The organism is Gammaproteobacteria bacterium, from assembly GCA_015709635.1.
Lineage (GTDB): Bacteria > Pseudomonadota > Gammaproteobacteria > Burkholderiales > Nitrosomonadaceae > Nitrosomonas.
The window spans coordinates 2967537-2983571 of record CP054180.1 but is presented as its reverse complement, the minus strand read 5'-3'; the positions used below and the strand labels follow the sequence as shown (position 1 = coordinate 2983571).

Annotated in this window: 11 protein-coding genes and 1 pseudogene; 4 read left to right on the top strand and 8 right to left on the bottom strand. The window is 46.5% G+C overall.

Going from position 1 to position 16035, the window contains the following annotated elements; all coding sequences use genetic code 11:
• The first annotated feature begins 130 nt into the window (after positions 1-130).
• On the top strand, positions 131-799 hold the full coding sequence (locus HRU78_14150; protein ID QOJ24646.1) for a hypothetical protein: 669 nt from the start codon (positions 131-133) through the stop codon (positions 797-799).
• A 183-nt stretch (positions 800-982) separates the two neighbouring features.
• On the opposite strand, the gene HRU78_14145 is transcribed toward HRU78_14150, so the two are convergent.
• Both HRU78_14145 and HRU78_14140 read right to left on the bottom strand, forming a co-directional pair.
• The gene (locus HRU78_14145; protein ID QOJ24645.1) at positions 983-1636 is read right to left on the bottom strand and encodes a PEP-CTERM sorting domain-containing protein; all 654 of its coding nucleotides are present in this window, start codon (positions 1634-1636) and stop codon (positions 983-985) included.
• A gap of 215 nt (positions 1637-1851) precedes the next feature.
• Positions 1852-2645 (bottom strand): annotated as a pseudogene (locus HRU78_14140) (transposase).
• 227 nt (positions 2646-2872) lie between these two features.
• Between HRU78_14140 and HRU78_14135 the strand changes: the two are divergent.
• On the top strand, positions 2873-3634 hold the full coding sequence (locus HRU78_14135; protein ID QOJ24644.1) for a hypothetical protein: 762 nt from the start codon (positions 2873-2875) through the stop codon (positions 3632-3634).
• A 140-nt stretch (positions 3635-3774) separates the two neighbouring features.
• On the opposite strand, the gene HRU78_14130 is transcribed toward HRU78_14135, so the two are convergent.
• From HRU78_14130 to HRU78_14105, 6 genes are all read right to left on the bottom strand, one after another.
• A complete protein-coding gene (locus HRU78_14130) occupies positions 3775-4464 on the bottom strand; it encodes a hypothetical protein (GenBank protein ID QOJ24643.1) in 690 nt (229 codons plus the stop codon).
• Between the two features lie 14 nt (positions 4465-4478).
• Positions 4479-7766, bottom strand: coding sequence for a TonB-dependent receptor (locus HRU78_14125; GenBank protein QOJ25076.1), 3288 nt, complete (start codon positions 7764-7766; stop codon positions 4479-4481).
• 304 nt (positions 7767-8070) lie between these two features.
• Positions 8071-10317: a CHASE2 domain-containing protein gene (locus HRU78_14120; GenBank protein QOJ24642.1), complete on the bottom strand. Its 2247-nt coding sequence runs from the start codon at positions 10315-10317 to the stop codon at positions 8071-8073.
• Between the two features lie 137 nt (positions 10318-10454).
• Entirely contained in the window at positions 10455-12464 is a 2010-nt protein-coding gene (locus tag HRU78_14115) for a TonB-dependent receptor (GenBank protein QOJ25075.1), read from the bottom strand.
• Between the two features lie 193 nt (positions 12465-12657).
• Positions 12658-12981: a hypothetical protein gene (locus tag HRU78_14110; GenBank protein ID QOJ24641.1), complete on the bottom strand. Its 324-nt coding sequence runs from the start codon at positions 12979-12981 to the stop codon at positions 12658-12660.
• A gap of 2 nt (positions 12982-12983) precedes the next feature.
• Complete coding sequence (locus tag HRU78_14105; GenBank protein QOJ24640.1) at positions 12984-13406, bottom strand: transcriptional repressor; 423 nt, start codon at positions 13404-13406, stop codon at positions 12984-12986.
• A gap of 491 nt (positions 13407-13897) precedes the next feature.
• On the opposite strand from HRU78_14105, the gene HRU78_14100 reads away from it, so the two are divergent.
• Positions 13898-15490: a hypothetical protein gene (locus HRU78_14100; protein QOJ24639.1), complete on the top strand. Its 1593-nt coding sequence runs from the start codon at positions 13898-13900 to the stop codon at positions 15488-15490.
• A gap of 111 nt (positions 15491-15601) precedes the next feature.
• Positions 15602-15943: a hypothetical protein gene (locus HRU78_14095; protein ID QOJ25074.1), complete on the top strand. Its 342-nt coding sequence runs from the start codon at positions 15602-15604 to the stop codon at positions 15941-15943.
• Positions 15944-16035 lie beyond the last annotated feature (92 nt).

Genomic DNA, 16035 nt, shown 5'->3' with positions numbered 1-16035 from the left:
TGCAGTATGCTATATTAAAAATCAAATTGACGCATTTCATTGCATCATTTCGGATGTCTAATTCTCGTTAGGTTGCGCAGTGCTACACAATTCGCTTTGCCCATACTGTTGTACGAAACTTCGCGATGCGGTGAATCAACCGGATAGTCGATCCGTCGAACACCTGATTCCCAACACAGTACTGACACAGCCCCGCACAAAGCGTGATGGAGACTTTTTCGCGTGCAGAAGGTGCAACAGTCGCAAAGGCCATATCGACTATGTATTGGGTGTAGTCGCAAAAGCACAAGCGGACGACCCAAAGCTCGCTTCAGACGCTCTTATTGCCGCAATCACCAGTGACGACGGTAGATCTCAGCGCTTCATTCAAATGGCGGTGGAGGTGAGGGAGACCGCTCACGAGGTCGAGGCAAATGTCCCGATCTTCGCCCAGGAACTTCTGGAGTACATTTCGTACCTTGGTCGAGGGCAGTACTTCCGCAAGAGAGGGAAGCTCTTTGACGAAGATTCACAGGTGATGATCATCAACTACGTCAACAAGCAAGTGATGGCATCACTAACAGCCGACTACACGCTACGTCACGGTACAAACCCTTTCGCGGATCTGATTCAGAACCGATACTCTGAGTCATTCGGTGGCGGTGAATGTATCATCTACAGCAAGAATGATCGGTACCTCTTCTTGTTCCACAACTACACGGGGATCATCGTCAAGATCAAGAAACGGAATATCAAGAACATCGCGATCTCGGGCATGCGCGGAGGAAATATTCAAATACTTTCCCTAGAAGGTTCCTAGTGCAACCCAGTAGGATGTGCCGACTGCAAGGAGGCACATTAATCGATTAGGTGCAATCAGAAAAACGCATTGCACCTTACTGCCGATTTCGATCCGGCTCCGGCTCTTTGTTAACAGTACCGAGAGCAAGAAAAAACCCGTCATAAGACGGGCTTCTAAAGTTTCTTGAGGTAAGTTAAAACCTTATTTTTTCCGGCGAACCGAGAAAAACAGCAATCCCAGTCCAACTAACAGCATGGCATGCGTTTCGGGTTCCGGAATGGGAGATAAAGTATCATTTGCGCTGAATGTTGCGAAATCACCACTACCGCCAATCCTGAATTGCGCTTGCTGGAAGCCATCGCAACAACCTTCAAGTCCATATAGGTTGAGCGTATGGTGGCCGGCAGCAAGCGTTAATGAATTGATGCTCAGATATTGCGATGAATCGCTGTAGCTGCCAGCCCACCACATGTCGTTTGTCTTAAAATCGTACGCCACGCCGTCGACAAAAATGGCACCACCGTGGCCGAAATCAACACCTGCACGAATTTGCCAAGCGCCAGCGTTTGCTGGGGACACATAAAAATCGACAGTTGATTTGAAAGCAATGTCAGTAAATGAACCGCTTGGAAATAAACTATGATTGGATATGTTGTCGTACACAGGAATGGTTGTGCTGCCGTAACCAAACGATGGAGTGGCAACGGCGCTATCCACTAAGGCTTGATACGCTAAAGCATCGACTTGCGCGCCCGCAGCGGAGAAACCAGTTTCAATCGTAATCAAACTGGCATTTGCACTGCTGCACAACACAAACAACATTATTGCCGCTGAATACTTGAATCTATTTTTCATATAACTTGCTCCATTTATATAGGATGAACTTTTCAAAGTATAGGAAAAAACTATCAGAATAATCCTATACCTTTTTTAGAAACGAACAATTCGGGATTTAATTTAGAGCTATAAGAATTTCTGGCATTTTTTTCGGAGTGGTTGATGAGATAAGTGAAGAGTATTTCATTAGGAGTGGCATCACACATCACAGTATTGTAGAAGTTAGTGGGACTCTACCCTATTTTCACGGATAGTTTTAAAAAAATTGAAAACTCTAAGTTACGCTGAGCCACTCTCCGACGCATACGAGGATTGTGAAAGCGCTCAATGAAGTTAAATATATCCGCTTTGACTTATAACCAGCATCCGGTATTTTCTTCGGTTGACACATGTTCCCGTTTGAGCATTCTGAAGAACCTCTCACAGGCTATATTGTCGTCATAGTGTCCAACAGCATTCATAGAATAAACGAGCATATTCCGTTTCAGGAAATGCTGGCAATCATCACTGCGAAACTGGCTGCTACGATCTGAGTGCAAAATCATAGATCAGTCTCCCTGCGCTGTTAGATTGTCATTTCAACTTCGCCAATTACCATTTGATGATCCTGCCTGTGATGCATTGAATCGGTAACCAATTTGACTTCAGGTTCCAGTGCGTTGAAATCGCGCTCCAGAAGACTCTGATCATCAAGTGGCAGTAGAGCCGGTTTACCATGTTGCTCTCGTTTTTTCTCCGGGACCAGCCTTGAATACCACTGCTCAAAGGACAAAAGAATGTTGCTGCTTCGCGTGAAAAATCCCGTTCCTTCTTCTCACGTGCCAACTCGCGCTTGAGACGAGCTACTTGCTCGTCTCTCGGGGTGCCTGTGCCACCAAAGGTTTGCTGGCCTGCAGCATCAGCTTCGCGTTTCCAACGTGTCAGTAAATTCGCCTCGATACCCAACTTCCGCGCCATCTGGGCGCTGACGAACCTGTTCAACAGCTCCTTGCTTGAACTCTGGAATATAATTTCTTCTCTTCAATATAAACACTCCACTTGCCTACAATCAGGCTCTTCTGAAGTGTCCGTAAAATCGGAGTAGAATCCATTACACAAATCCTTGTTCATAAATTACCCCATCCAACATATAATCACGCGGTATTATTTTGTGCATGCTTGTAAGTATTCAATGAACTAGCTTCAAAGATGAGAATAAATGACATTTGGCAGCAAGTCGACCGCCGATAATTTGGGTCTAAAAGGAGATATTTCATGTCAGTAAAATCATTCATTCCAGCTGAGCCATATTTAAATAGCTTTGGAATTACGATTCAACAAGCACAGAAGTTTATTGACTTAAATATCGAGCACCCCGAGATAATTTACAATACCGCACGTGATTATGGTGTTACAACAGCGATGCTAAGTGAGATCGAGGGCATTCCAAAAGATGTTATTAACACTTATTTTGAATCTGTAGACAAAGAAGGTATGTTTATTGATGGTATGAGTATTATTGTAAATTCAGATTTGGGCGCTTTGGAGTTACTTGTCAATTTCAATAATAGGACCGGTAGTTTATCAAATACCTCTCTCAGGGAGGAAACTCTAGGCAAACTGAAAATAAAAACCGATTATGACCCATTTTTTTCAGAGACAATGAAACGGGATTTGCACAATGATGGTATTTATGATGCAGAAGAATTGGGTATCGGGCATTTGGGTAATGTACCGGCAAAAGGTGAAAATCTAGAATCCATATTTTATGGTTCCTTAATCAATATGTTATCAGCACTCGATAAATCTGAGTGGAATCAAATTACCGGGCTTCGAGATAGTGGCAACACTGAAAAATTGCATACAATACTTTTTACTGCTTTAAGTGAATCACCTTCACCAGTCGCTTGGTCTGAAGTAGAACTCAAAAATATGGTGGCGACTGAGGCTGCTGATATTATCGACAAGTATTGGCATAGTGATAGTACACTCATTGGCATACTTGATCATAGTTTGCTGGGATTGGCAACGGTCTAATTTCATTCAAACTTATGATGTACCCTAAAATAAAACAACCCTAGGCAAGATTAGTTGCTTAGAGTTGTGTCCACTGCAATCACCTACATACTTACCAGTACTAGTAAAAGGTGGGTGAAGTACGCCAGGATTTATCTTTATTATTTAGGACAATATGTCACATACTTACATACCTGCTCGCCTTGACTATTAGTAGTACATGAAGAACATGGGTTCACCACAAAAGTTATTACACTCCATACATTATTATTTTTTATTTCTGTTACTGGTAGAGGAAAACTAATAGGTAGATCAACATAATTTTCACTTCTAAATAGCTTTGTTTTCCCGGTTATAATATCAGTAAGTATAAGAAAGCCTAGATTATTAATACTCCCAGTGTCAGCAAGTCTATTAACTAAATTTTCTGGTAAAGTAGGGATTTCCGAGGCTTTATCAGAATCCCGCAGTTCAGATTTTCTATTCTCGTTATTACGACAAATTAAGCGGGTATCCGTAGATTTTACTTGGCGGCTATCAATAGTAATATAGTTGCAAGACTGATATCCTGCAATTCCAGAAACCCCAACCACTGATACTGTAGTTACTTCTTTTATCTCAGAGGCAGGTTGAGGTTTATCAAAAAAATTCGATGTGCCGCCATTAGCGCTTATTAAGTATTTCGTCTGCCCAGTACTACTGTCTATAAGCGCAACAGAACCAAACTTAGTATCTGAAGCTCTCTCGAGATCATGCGTAAGTCCGATTGGTAAGCTATTTGTACAACCTGTTACCCCAACTATCAGTGAAAATAGTGTAATTAACATTATCCATATTTTAACCTTCAACATACCTTTTACTCCCTTTAAAAGTTTAACGTCACACGAGCAAAAATTGTTCTTGTAGGAACAAAACGAGAAACAACAGATTGAGATGTCTGGATATTTATATCCTGAAATAAAAAAGTCTCATCGAAAATATTTCTTGCTTCCAGACTTAAAATCCCCATGCGCTTGGGAAGCCGATAGCCAACTGAAGCATCAACTAGGAAGAATTTTTCTACTCCATCATTTATTTCTCCTCTGCGATTAACTTTTTGATGGACAAATGTACCGGTTAAATTGGCAAAAATCCCTTGTGGGCTAAAATAGTCAATTCCAATAGGCATGCTTAATGTATCAATTCGGTTTAGTTCATCAGATCTTGGGGGACGCAAAAGTTTTTCAAACCGAACTTCACTTTTTACCGTCCAGTTTTTATGTAGTATTCCATATAGGTAGACATAATATAAGTTTTCTTTTTGATCTATAAAATCATGATTTTGTCCAGAGAGCTTTGGAATATCTGAATCTGAGAAAATGGGGATACTCAAATCCCGATTTGAAATTTCAAAACCACTAAGTACCTTATTTTTATAATGTGCATCGAGTCCAATTCCCATACGACGAGATTTTGTGCCATTGATGTCATCGAACAATTGATTAAAGCCGGCAACTTGAGTGGGCTCAATGGTCTGATTGGTGGCTAAAGGCGCTTTGATCGTCTCAATCCAAGCCATGCGTAATCTAAAATAATTGGTGAAATTCAATTGCAGGCCTAATTTTGGATTAAATCCGTCAATAAGGACTAGATCATGCTTATAAGAATCATAACTGAAGCCCGCGGTGGCATTTAGATTTGGAGTAAAGTTCAAGTTGGTATAGATGTAGCCATTTGTTTTATCACTTCTATTATTCTCACTATTGCTATCTAGTATCCCAAAACAGCATTGCTTTCCAGTTATGCTATCTATTCCCCTCGTATTTTGATCGACACTTGTACGATAAACGCCAGAGCCTGCTAACACATTAAACCGATGACTGCGAAATTGATATTGAACTTCTGTCTGAAAAGTTTCAGTTTTAAAAGTTGAATGCTTATCTGCGATCGAAGAAGTAATTGGATCAATATCTTCAGATCTTCTATCATTAAATTGACTGGATGCAATAATATTCTGGTTGTGTGCTATATCATACCTGGCACCCACACGAACAGAATCTTCATCGATTTTTCGACGAATTCTATTTTGAGTATCTCTGGGATTATCAGAAGGCTTAGCGAAATTTTGCAATAAATTTCCCTGATTGGATGAACGGGTACGTACTTCAGCCTGAATATTCAATTTAGAAGTTAATGCGTGTTGAACAAAGGCATTGAGAATATCGTGATTCTGATCGTTATTGGTACGAAATCCCTTGGTTTCATAATGGAACTGTCCCAAGCTGATCGAAGTTCGCTCGTTAAACCTTGAAAAAACGATTTCATCACCTAAAGTGCTATTGCTGCCAACAATCCCGGATGTCACCAATTGCGGTTTACTGCGTTCCATCAGCGGAGTGAATTCATTAAATCCTGGATTTGACGGACCTGTGTTAGTGATGATATTGAGATCTGCAACCGCCATATGCGGTTGTACGGGATTGACATTGACGGGCTGGAGAAGCTGAGCTTGCAGCAGTTCACTGACACGTGCAGCTTCATGCCGCGGCGTGTTGGCGTAAATATCCGAAAGAAACCGATGCGCGGAATGATTGGATGGGTCGAAGCTCAATGATTTTGCAGTTTCCATCACGGCGCGTCTTTCAAATCCCAAATTCTCAAAAATACGTGCCAAGCTGGATCCGCGCGCAGCTTCATCGCGATCCAGCAGAAACTTGGAGCGGTATACCGCGCGATTATTGTTCAGCTCGATCGATTTCTGTATATCCTGCAGGGCTTCCACTGGCCGATTCTGAGTCTGCTTCTGGATTGCATCATAAAACCACGGGGTCGGATCTTTGGGGTCACGTTCTTTGGCAAGATCGAATTGGGTGCCGGCGAGCGAGTAGCGTTTTTCTTCAAAGTAAGCTTTTCCCAGATAGCTTCGAATCAGAGAATTCGCCGGATCCAGGCTGGCGGCGATTTCCAGTTCGATGCGCCCGGCTTCCAGGTTGCCTTCGCGTATCAAAGCGATCCCTAATCCAAACCGTGGCATGGGGTCGGACTGATCCAATGCAATGGCCCGGTGGAAAACTTCTTTCGCGGTTTGGCTATCGATTTGCAGTAGATGAGCGAAGCCCAGTACCGTTTGGGTTTTTGCCAGATCCGGATGCAAACTGACTGCATGCTGCGCCGCATCGAGTGCGCGATCCAGATAGCCTACTGACATTTGCAACTCAGCTAACCGCGACCAAGCGAGTGCGTTTTTCGCGTCAAGCGCGATTGCTTTTTGTACACTCCCCAGTGCCGCTTCAATCTCAAAATGCGCTTGCTGCGTATAAGAAAGCGCTAAATGCCCAGCAGCCGATTCTTGATCGAGCGTAATCGCCTTGTTAGCCAGTTCAAATGCCTGGTCTTTGTCATTCTGCACGACGGCGATAATAGCCAGCAGTGCATGCGCATTGCTGTTATCAGGCTCGTGTTGCAGAGCTTGCCGGATAATTTCCTTAGCTTCTTCAGCCTGTCCGGCGGTCAATAACTGGCTTGCTTGCCGGATCAAAGTGCTGGTGCCGTCTTTATCACTCTGCCAGTAATTCAGGATAACGGGATAATATAATGCCCATTGCACGGCATCGACCGGATGAATGATAATTTCTTTGCGCGGTGCCTGCCCTTTGTATGTGACAGCTGCTTCATGATCATGCAAGAGCAAGCTTCCCAGGTCGTTACTGACTGATACTTTGCCCTCATACACGACAACTTCGGTATTGTCTTCCTTAAGGCCGACAAAAAACTCTGTTCCTTCGACACTGGCGTTAACAAAAGGGGTTCTTATCTTGAATGGCCTGGGCGTGCGCGTGATGATGTGGATCGCACCTTCGAATAAATCCAGCAGGGAAGTGCCTCTTTCTTCTTGAACTTCAGGAAATGTAATGCTGGTTTTTTGATCCAGGCGCAGCATGCTGTCGTTGCTTAAGCGTAAAGCAGCACGGCTTTGCGCGCGGGCGCGGATCATATCACCCGCGCAAAGAACGATATCCATGCCAGCCAGTTGCCAAGCATTTTCTTGAGCCCGGCGTATTTCGATTATCCCCTGCATCGATACCACTCGTGCGACCTCTGTCTTGCAAGTCGATGCTGCACGTGTTTCGGCTATATAGGCAGTCCAGCAGCTCACTGTAAAAACAGTGAGCATTAATGCCGAGAATCTCTTTCGAGAAAAATAAATCGCGCTTGCCCAGCCTATTTTCATTCTAGATCTTTCTTTCTATCCGTTACGCCGATTAACGAATAAATGAATTGGTACTTGTTTATAAAACTGGATATTCAGAGACTTATTTTACATGCAATAATTATAGGGAGCAGACGACCTTATAACTAGCTGGGGAATATGACTTTTATCAAAACCAATGAAAATTTTATCGATTGGGCTGTTTTTTGTATGTGATATTTCTCACAGACACTCAAATACTTTGTTTTTTATGTAAACGGCTGGGGGATTACTTGCTATCTATTGTAAGAATAGGCCAGGGAGGCGCAGGAGGTTTGTTTTGATATTTTGCACACAATGAAAGAAAGTAATGCGTGGGGCCGTCGGAAGGAAATACGCTCAAGATATCGTGAAGATAGTCACTGGCCTCATGCCATTTCATGAGTTGGTAAGTATTTAAAGCCTGTGCAAAGGTTTCGCATAGCCAGAGTTGCTGCTTACTGGCGGATTGCTGGTATGCAACGAGCTCAAACAGTTCAACCGGTTTAATTCTTCCAGGTAAGACAAAGCTCCCCAACGGGCGTATCAGAAAATCATCCAATTCTTCGATTACATCACTCGATAGCAAAATTCGCGTTTTAAAAATTTTATTAGCGTTTTGAATTCTGTTTGCTGTGTTGACGACATCGCCTGTGGCGCGGTAAGTTCCATCGCTTTTGTTTAAGGACATATCGCCGAAATGCAAGCCAATTCTAGTTGGCAGTGACGGATCATGCAGTTTGTTGAAACGCGTAATGGCAGCATTGAGATCAAGTGCTGCCTTGCAGGCACGAAGCTTCTCAACGGAGCTGGGTGTTTTTTTGATCCAGCCTAAAAGCTTTGGCACGCGTGGATTACCCGTTTTTTTAATCCAAATGGAAAGAGAAGCATCTCCCGTGGTATCCATAACTCTGCCATGATGCTGGGCAATAGGGTTCCTTAATGCCGCGCGATAATCGGTCATCAGTTTCTCAAGGGCCGAAGGATTCATGGTTTCGGACAGTGTTGTGTAACCTGCGATATCGGTTGTTAAACAGGCACCGGAAAACACACCGCCGTGCTTTTCGATAATGGCATCCAGTTCATCGTCCGGACCGGATGTACCGATAAACCCTTCAAGCGTAAGAATTCTCAATGCCCAAGCCAGCATCAGAGTAAAAAAAACCAGCAAAACCGGGATAACGAGCGGCAGCCATATCATGGCATTTTTAAAGAAAGAGTAGGCGATGAAGGCATAGATGAAGACGAGAAGGAAACTGAGAGCAATCGTTTTCCGGATGGATAGGAATTGGGCTGACATCCCTATGGCAAAGCCAAACAGAAACAAAATGCTTAAACTGCCTGCTGCTGACAGCGGTCTGATCGGCCTGTTTCCCAGTAAATTAGCGAAAGCCGTTGCGGTAATCTCGACACCGCTGATGTAAAGGCCATCGGGGTTGGAAAACACTGTTGGATAATCGTCTCGGACAATATCCTGTTCCGCTTGGGTGGCACCCGAGAATCCGACGAAAACCACTTTTCCTTTTAAACTTTCCAGCTCAAAAGGATGATCCCGGTTGTCGTCATCCAATGCCAATGCTTGAGAATAGGGAATGGTTGTTATACTGCGCGGCGGGCCATAAAAATTCAGGTAGCGGATTGGATCGCCGGAATATAGATCCAGCAACGAACGCATTACTCTTTTTTCTTCCGGATTGAGAAGATTGTCGCGATCCAGATCCTCTTTCAGCCGCGATGCCAACAGCGGGCTGCTGACAAAGATGTTTCGTAGCGTCAGGGTCAGATCTTCGATATCCGTCTCTTCGCTGATGCGAGCAGGTAACTGAGCAGAAAGCTCAGGCTCTGCCGAATTGAGCAGACGGACAAAGTCACCATATAACGCCGAGGCATAGAGTTGTAATACCACAACGGGCACCGTCGCGATATCGCCGGCATTGGATTTAAAAGTCCAATAATGATGAACTCTTTCCGCTTTCGGCAAAGTAAAAGGCGCACGCGCTTTTGCCGCATCGGCAATAAGCGGCAGCAGTTGTGCGGCACCCTCACGGATGTAGTGGTGCTGCGCTGCGTTATCATGCTGATTCAGAAGTGCGGAATCCTCATAATCCAGCCGCTCTACCAATACGATATTGCCCGCTGCTTTAATGGCATTGGCCAGTTCCTCATCATGTTCCGGTATGTCGCCCGGTGTATCAAAAATAAGATCAAAAATGATTGCACTGGCACCTGCTTCCGCCAGCTGATTGATCAAACGCGCATGGAGGTTCCGCGGCCACAATCGCGGCTTAATAGATGATAGATTAAGCTGGGTGGCCGAAGGCTGATCGATTGCGATGACAACAACATCAGCGGGCGCTTTGATCGCGCCGCGTAAATGAAACAATGCGCTTAAGCCGAATCTTTCTTCCAGCCATAAACCGGCAGGTGTCATATAGGTGATGACGCCTAACAGACCGATAAAAATGCCTAAAAGAAAGTGCTTAAGCCATCTGGTCATGTTGTTTTGACTGATCGAATGAAAGAATCCGGAACACTTGGGAACGCAGATTAGCACTAAAGGGTGATTTTGCAAGCACTTTCAAGTCTTGGGCAGGCGCACTGAAAACAGATGCCGGGTTTTATCGACAGGATTTTTTAAAAAGCGCCCCTGACACCCGCCACAATGGCCCGTCCCGGCAGTGGTGCAATGTCTTTCAAGAAAGAAGTATGCACACGCATATCGCTATCGAGCAAATTCCGGCCTTGCAGAAAAAGCGTATAGTTGACCGATTTTGTGAGTTTCATGTAATACCCCATTTCGGCATTCATCAAGGTATAGCCGGGCGTTTCGGTTTCCAGTACGGCAACTCGATCCTGGCGCACGACTCGCGTCAGGTTGAGATTGCCTGACCAGGCATTTTTTTTGAAATCGAGATCAAAGCCGAAACGTTGCGGCGTTATGCGCGGGATATTACCGTTATCCTTCAACCGGCCGTAGACGATATCGGTGAATAGCCGCACATTCAGCGTATCAGGTATAAGTGCGGCAATTGCTTCGGCTTCCAGACCGTAAAACTTTGCGTTCGTTTGCGCATAATCCTGCACCAGAAAAGCGCCGTGAGTATCCAAAACACCTTCCGCATCAACTCGATCCGCAAGCCCGTCGCCATTGCTGTCACGGCTTTTTTGAAAAATATAATGGTTGACGTGGTTGTAGAACAAATTGACTTTTCCCGTGATCACCCCTGAGGTTTTTTGCAATGCAATATCGAAATTATTCGAGGTTTCTTTGCCGAGCATCTGGTTTCCTTGCTCAAAGGTATTGGTAGCCACATGAAAGCCATTGGCAAAGAGTGCGACGGTATTGGGCGCGCGTTGTCCGCGCGTGGCGGTTAAGTTCAGTTGGTAACCTTCAATAAATTTCCATACGCTTCGGGCAGAAACACTGTAGAGATTAAAGTCACGCGTTTGCAGCAATGCAGCTTGCGGATTATGCGCGGTATGTTCAAAACGCCCGCCCATTTCAAACTGCCAGCGTTGCCAATCGCGCTTTTCCAGCATGAAGATACTGGCCGACCGTGAAACACTGGGTGGCACGAATGCTTCGTCGCCTTTGGCGGAGAAGTCACGGTTTTGCAGTTGCACACCCAAGATACCTTGCCAATTTGCTAGCGGCGCATGAACCAATTCCGCGCGCCCCTCCAGCTCTCTGTTTTTGAAGCGGGTGCCGATATCGTGTTCGGTCAATTCCTTATGCCGGTAATCGTTGTAATTGAAGCGCACTTTCAGCTGTTCAAAACCTTTGAGCGGATTATCCAGATCACCGGCCAAGCCGTATCGCGTCTGTCCCATATCGATTTTCGACCCTTCCGGTCCCGGAATACCATAGAAATTGTCCAATCTTGACACCGAAGCGCCGATAAATCCGCGCTCGCCGACGTAAGAACCGCCAGCCGATAGATTGCTGGTATCGATAGCGCTATTTCGGATAAAACCGACATCGCTGCTGGCATCATTTAAATTGGCGCGACCGGGAATATGCACATCATTGGTAAGCCGTTTGTTACCTTCCAGATTCCATGACATTTTGCCCATACTGCCGGACGCGCTCAATGCCCCGCTACGTTCTTCCAGTGCGGAATTGTAACGCCCTTCGAAATCGGCTTTCGATGTCTTGAACAAACGATCCGGAATGCGCGCATTGATGACATTCACGGCGCCTCCGGAAACACCGCTGCCGTACAGCAAGGTTGCCGGACCTTGCAGTATTTCGATACGCGAGGCGCTGAGGGTTTCCGTCGCTACCGCATGATCCGGGCTGATGACGGAAAGATCCCCGGTGCCAATGCCATTTTCCAGCACTTGTACCCGAGGCCCATCCTGCCCCCGGATAATGGGGCGGCCAGCACCGGGACCAAAACTGCTGGAAGAGACACCAAGTTCGTGCGACAGTGTATCGCCAAGATTGGTTGCGCGATTCCGCCGCAGACGGTCGCTTTGCACGACGGTATCCGCTTTGAATCCGGCTGATTCGGCCGAGTCGACGGTAGGTACGGTAATTACCACTCCCGGCAACTCGACATCTTTGCTGGCGGTTTGCGCGTGACTATCCGGTATGTCCAGCAGCAATAGCAGCAACGTGGCGGCCGCTGGTTTAAATTGCATGCCATTGCGCAGCCCTCCGGTGTTGTTTAATTCATGACCAGAATAATCCATATAGCCTTCCTAATCCGATAGGGTGTTGCCGTGCAACCCAGTTGCACGCATGGACTGATCAATCGCAGGCAAACAGCACAAATCGAAACAATCTATCGATTGTTCGATGATGAAGTCAGACCTGGATCAACGTTTTGCAGAATTAGGGAAGCTGAAACGGCGGTGCGCGGGAGAAATAGGGAAGAGCCGCCTTATCGGCATGATGTACCGATGTGAAGAATGACAAATGGCGGCGGGTTGTCGAATTACATAGACGTAATCCCGAAGCGATTAAAATAAAATTGAGCGCGGTCAGTGCAACACAATCGAAGCAAATCTCATCCAGATCCACGCCGGCATCATTCTCACTTTCGACACTTTCAAGCACATCGGCTTGCGCATAATGCGTGAATGCGTGCGCCATCAAAAAGACCGGCACAGCCAATAATGCAAGCGTCAGAAAGAGAAATAAGCTTTTGCGTATCATAGTCAGCAGCAGTTGGCGCAAAGACCTTTCACTGTCAGTTCGATTTCCTGGAAGCGGTAACCGGTCGGTAACGGCCAATTGCGCTCCGCAGGCAACGTATCCAGGCAAATCACTTGCGCGCAGCCGGTACATTTAAAATGTGCGTGCTGGTGCGAGTGCACATCGCGGTTGGCATGATAACGCCACACCCGGTCGTCGCTGCTTACTTTGTGGATCAATTCTTTTCCGGCGAGCCATTCCAACACGCGATACAAAGTCACACGATCCAATTGCAAGGTTTGCGGCAGGCGCTGCTCGATTTCCCGGTGCGTAATCGCTTGCTGTTCGGCAAGTAAAAGAGCCAGAATGCCGACCCTGCCCGCGGTTACCTTGCCGCTGTTGTGCCGGATCATATCTTCTGCGGTGTGATAAAACTGATTGGACATATACAAATAAATGCAACAATGTTGCAATTATTGTAATGGAGTATCTTTTTCCATGCAACAAACCGCTGCGAATGGATTGCAAATAGATGCTTGACCTTCCAACGATGGCAAGGTCTAGTATCAAGACTCTTTTAACAAAGGACTCAGGAGTCAAAATGAAAAACCATTCGTATTATCAAGATCGATCGCTTAATAATCACCGGTGTAGCCGCTTTTCCGCTAAACCGCTGGTTGATTGTGTGCGGACAGCTGGTTTCAGCACAACACAACACAAATCAAGAAGTTGCTGTCGCCGTGGCAATGCGCAACTAATTGCGTTAATGCCTGCGCGATTGCTTCCAATTAGGCAATGCACGGCCGGCGACGATGCGATCCAATAATCGATCACACGATTAGGGAAGCTCTGAAAAACTACTGCGCTTTTTTACCTGATTTCGCCGTGCCTGACCATCGCTCGCTACCTTTTTCAGAGCTTCCTTAGGAGATTCACGATGACGACACTCAAACAATTTTTTGCCCTGGCAATCTTGTTATTAACCGGACCGGTTTTCGCGGATGGCGACCATCATCATGCAACCAGTGCCGACCAGGAAAAACTCGGTAAAGTGCATTTCCCGGTTTCCTGCACACCTGCCGCGCAAGCACAATTCAATCAAGCGGTCGCGATGCTGCATTCGTTCTGGTACGACGAGGCCGGAAAGACATTTCAGCAAGTGACCGTTACCGATCCGGCTTGCGCGATGGGGTATTGGGGCATTGCGATGAGCCTTTATTATCAGTTGTGGGCCACACCCCCGACCGCAGCGGAACTGCAAAAAGGACATGAAGCGCTGCGGCAAGCCAAAAAGCTGGCGATCAAGACAAATCGTGAGAAAGCCTACCTCAATGCTGCAGACACCTTGTACCCGGATAACGGCAAAGTGGATTTTTCTGCCAGAAAGCTGGCATATCAGAAAGCGATGGAGCAAGTCGTGAAACACAATTCTGACGACCGTGAAGCTGCGGTGTTCTATGCTCTGGCACTGATTTCCACAGCCTCGCCCAAGGACAAGACCTACGCCAATCAGAAAAAAGCATTGCAGCTATTGCAACAAGTGCTGGAACTTGAGCCGCACCACCCTGGCGTTGCGCACTACATCATTCACAGCAGCGATTATCCCGAACTGGCCGGGCTTGGATTGAGCGCAGCGCGTGCCTATACGCACATTGCGCCGGCAGTTCCGCACGCACTACATATGCCTTCGCACATTTTTATCCGGCTGGGGCTATGGCATGACGCGGCGCAATCCAATCTGGCGGCCTATCATGCAGCAAAAGATCACACGCAGAAGAATGCGCTACCCGGAACCTGGGATCAGCAGTTCCACTTCATGGATTACATGATGTACGCTTATCTGCAGAGCGGAGAAACGGAAAAAGCCAAGGAGATTCTGCGCGAGCTGCAAAGCATTAACAAAGCGCAACCGCAGAATACCACCGTGGCATACGCCTACGCCGCTATTCCGGCACGTTATGCGGTTGAACGCGGCGCGTGGAGTGAGGCAGCAAAACTCGAGGTATTGCCAGCGGATTTCCCGTGGCAGCAATTCCCCTGGTGCGAAGCCATCACGCATTTTGCGCGCGGTTTGGGTGCCGCGCGTAGCGGAAAATTGGATATCGCGCATCGCAGCTTGCAGCATCTGAAGGTTTTGCGCAATTCCGATAGAGCGGACAATAAAGACTATACCGCCGATCAAATCGAAATCCAGCGCCTGGCGGTAGCGGCTTGGATTGCTTATGCGGAAGGCGAAGCGGAAGAAGCGGTGAAATTCATGCGCGCTTCGGCCGAATTGGAAGATTCGACTGAAAAAGACAATGTCACACCCGGCGCCATCATTCCTGCGCGGGAATTACTCGGTGAATTGCTGCTGGAATTGAAACAGCCCGGTGATGCATTGAAAGAACTCGAAGCATCACTGCAGCGCACACCCAACCGCCGTAATGCGATTCTTCGCGCGGCCCAAGCGGGCAAAGAAACCGGCGATCAATTCAAAGCAAATCAATATGACCAACAACTGCATAAGTTGATTGCTTCCGGTCAATAACTTGGGTGAGGAGCATGAGTTTTTGAGGATTTTCTTTCTTCGCAACAGCCGGGAATTGTTTATAATAAAAATATGAAAGTACGTTATTACAAATGGCTGCTGGTTTTTTTTATGGTGTGGCTGCCCATGCAAAGTGCAGCCGCCGCGGTTTTGTCGGTCTGCGTGCAGGAAAAAAGCTCGAACCGTTATGTTGACAAATCAGCGCCCGCCATTGACAGTCATCATCACGATGGCTGTCAAAAGCAAACGGCCGACGATACCAGCCATCACGTATTGGCAAATTTGCCGTGCGATGATACTGCTTGTGATGCTTACAGCAATACCCCGATTCCTCCAAGCTATGCCGTGCCGGTTTTACCGGCTCGTGCGCTTGCCATTCCTCCATTGAGCTCCGGCTTCGTCTCGTTTGTGCCGGAACAACCGCAACGTCCACCGCTAATCACCTCTCTGTAGAAATCCGCCTGTTACGCAGGCAAAACTACCGCATGTACTCACTCTGCGCCTAAGTGGTTCCAGGCAGCAGATGCATGCCGGAAAGCTATTTG

Excerpts from the sequence above, each read along its gene's own strand:
- HRU78_14145 (QOJ24645.1), bottom strand. The coding sequence starts at position 1,636 with ATGAAAAATAGATTCAAGTATTCAGCGGCAATAATGTTGTTTGTGTTG.
- HRU78_14135 (QOJ24644.1), top strand. The coding sequence starts at position 2,873 with ATGTCAGTAAAATCATTCATTCCAGCTGAGCCATATTTAAATAGCTTT.
- HRU78_14130 (QOJ24643.1), bottom strand. The coding sequence starts at position 4,464 with ATGTTGAAGGTTAAAATATGGATAATGTTAATTACACTATTTTCACTG.
- HRU78_14125 (QOJ25076.1), bottom strand. The coding sequence starts at position 7,766 with ATGCTCACTGTTTTTACAGTGAGCTGCTGGACTGCCTATATAGCCGAA.
- HRU78_14120 (QOJ24642.1), bottom strand. The coding sequence starts at position 10,317 with ATGACCAGATGGCTTAAGCACTTTCTTTTAGGCATTTTTATCGGTCTG.
- HRU78_14115 (QOJ25075.1), bottom strand. The coding sequence starts at position 12,464 with ATGCAATTTAAACCAGCGGCCGCCACGTTGCTGCTATTGCTGCTGGAC.
- HRU78_14110 (QOJ24641.1), bottom strand. The coding sequence starts at position 12,981 with ATGATACGCAAAAGCTTATTTCTCTTTCTGACGCTTGCATTATTGGCT.
- HRU78_14105 (QOJ24640.1), bottom strand. The coding sequence starts at position 13,406 with ATGTCCAATCAGTTTTATCACACCGCAGAAGATATGATCCGGCACAAC.
- HRU78_14100 (QOJ24639.1), top strand. The coding sequence starts at position 13,898 with ATGACGACACTCAAACAATTTTTTGCCCTGGCAATCTTGTTATTAACC.
- HRU78_14095 (QOJ25074.1), top strand. The coding sequence starts at position 15,602 with ATGGTGTGGCTGCCCATGCAAAGTGCAGCCGCCGCGGTTTTGTCGGTC.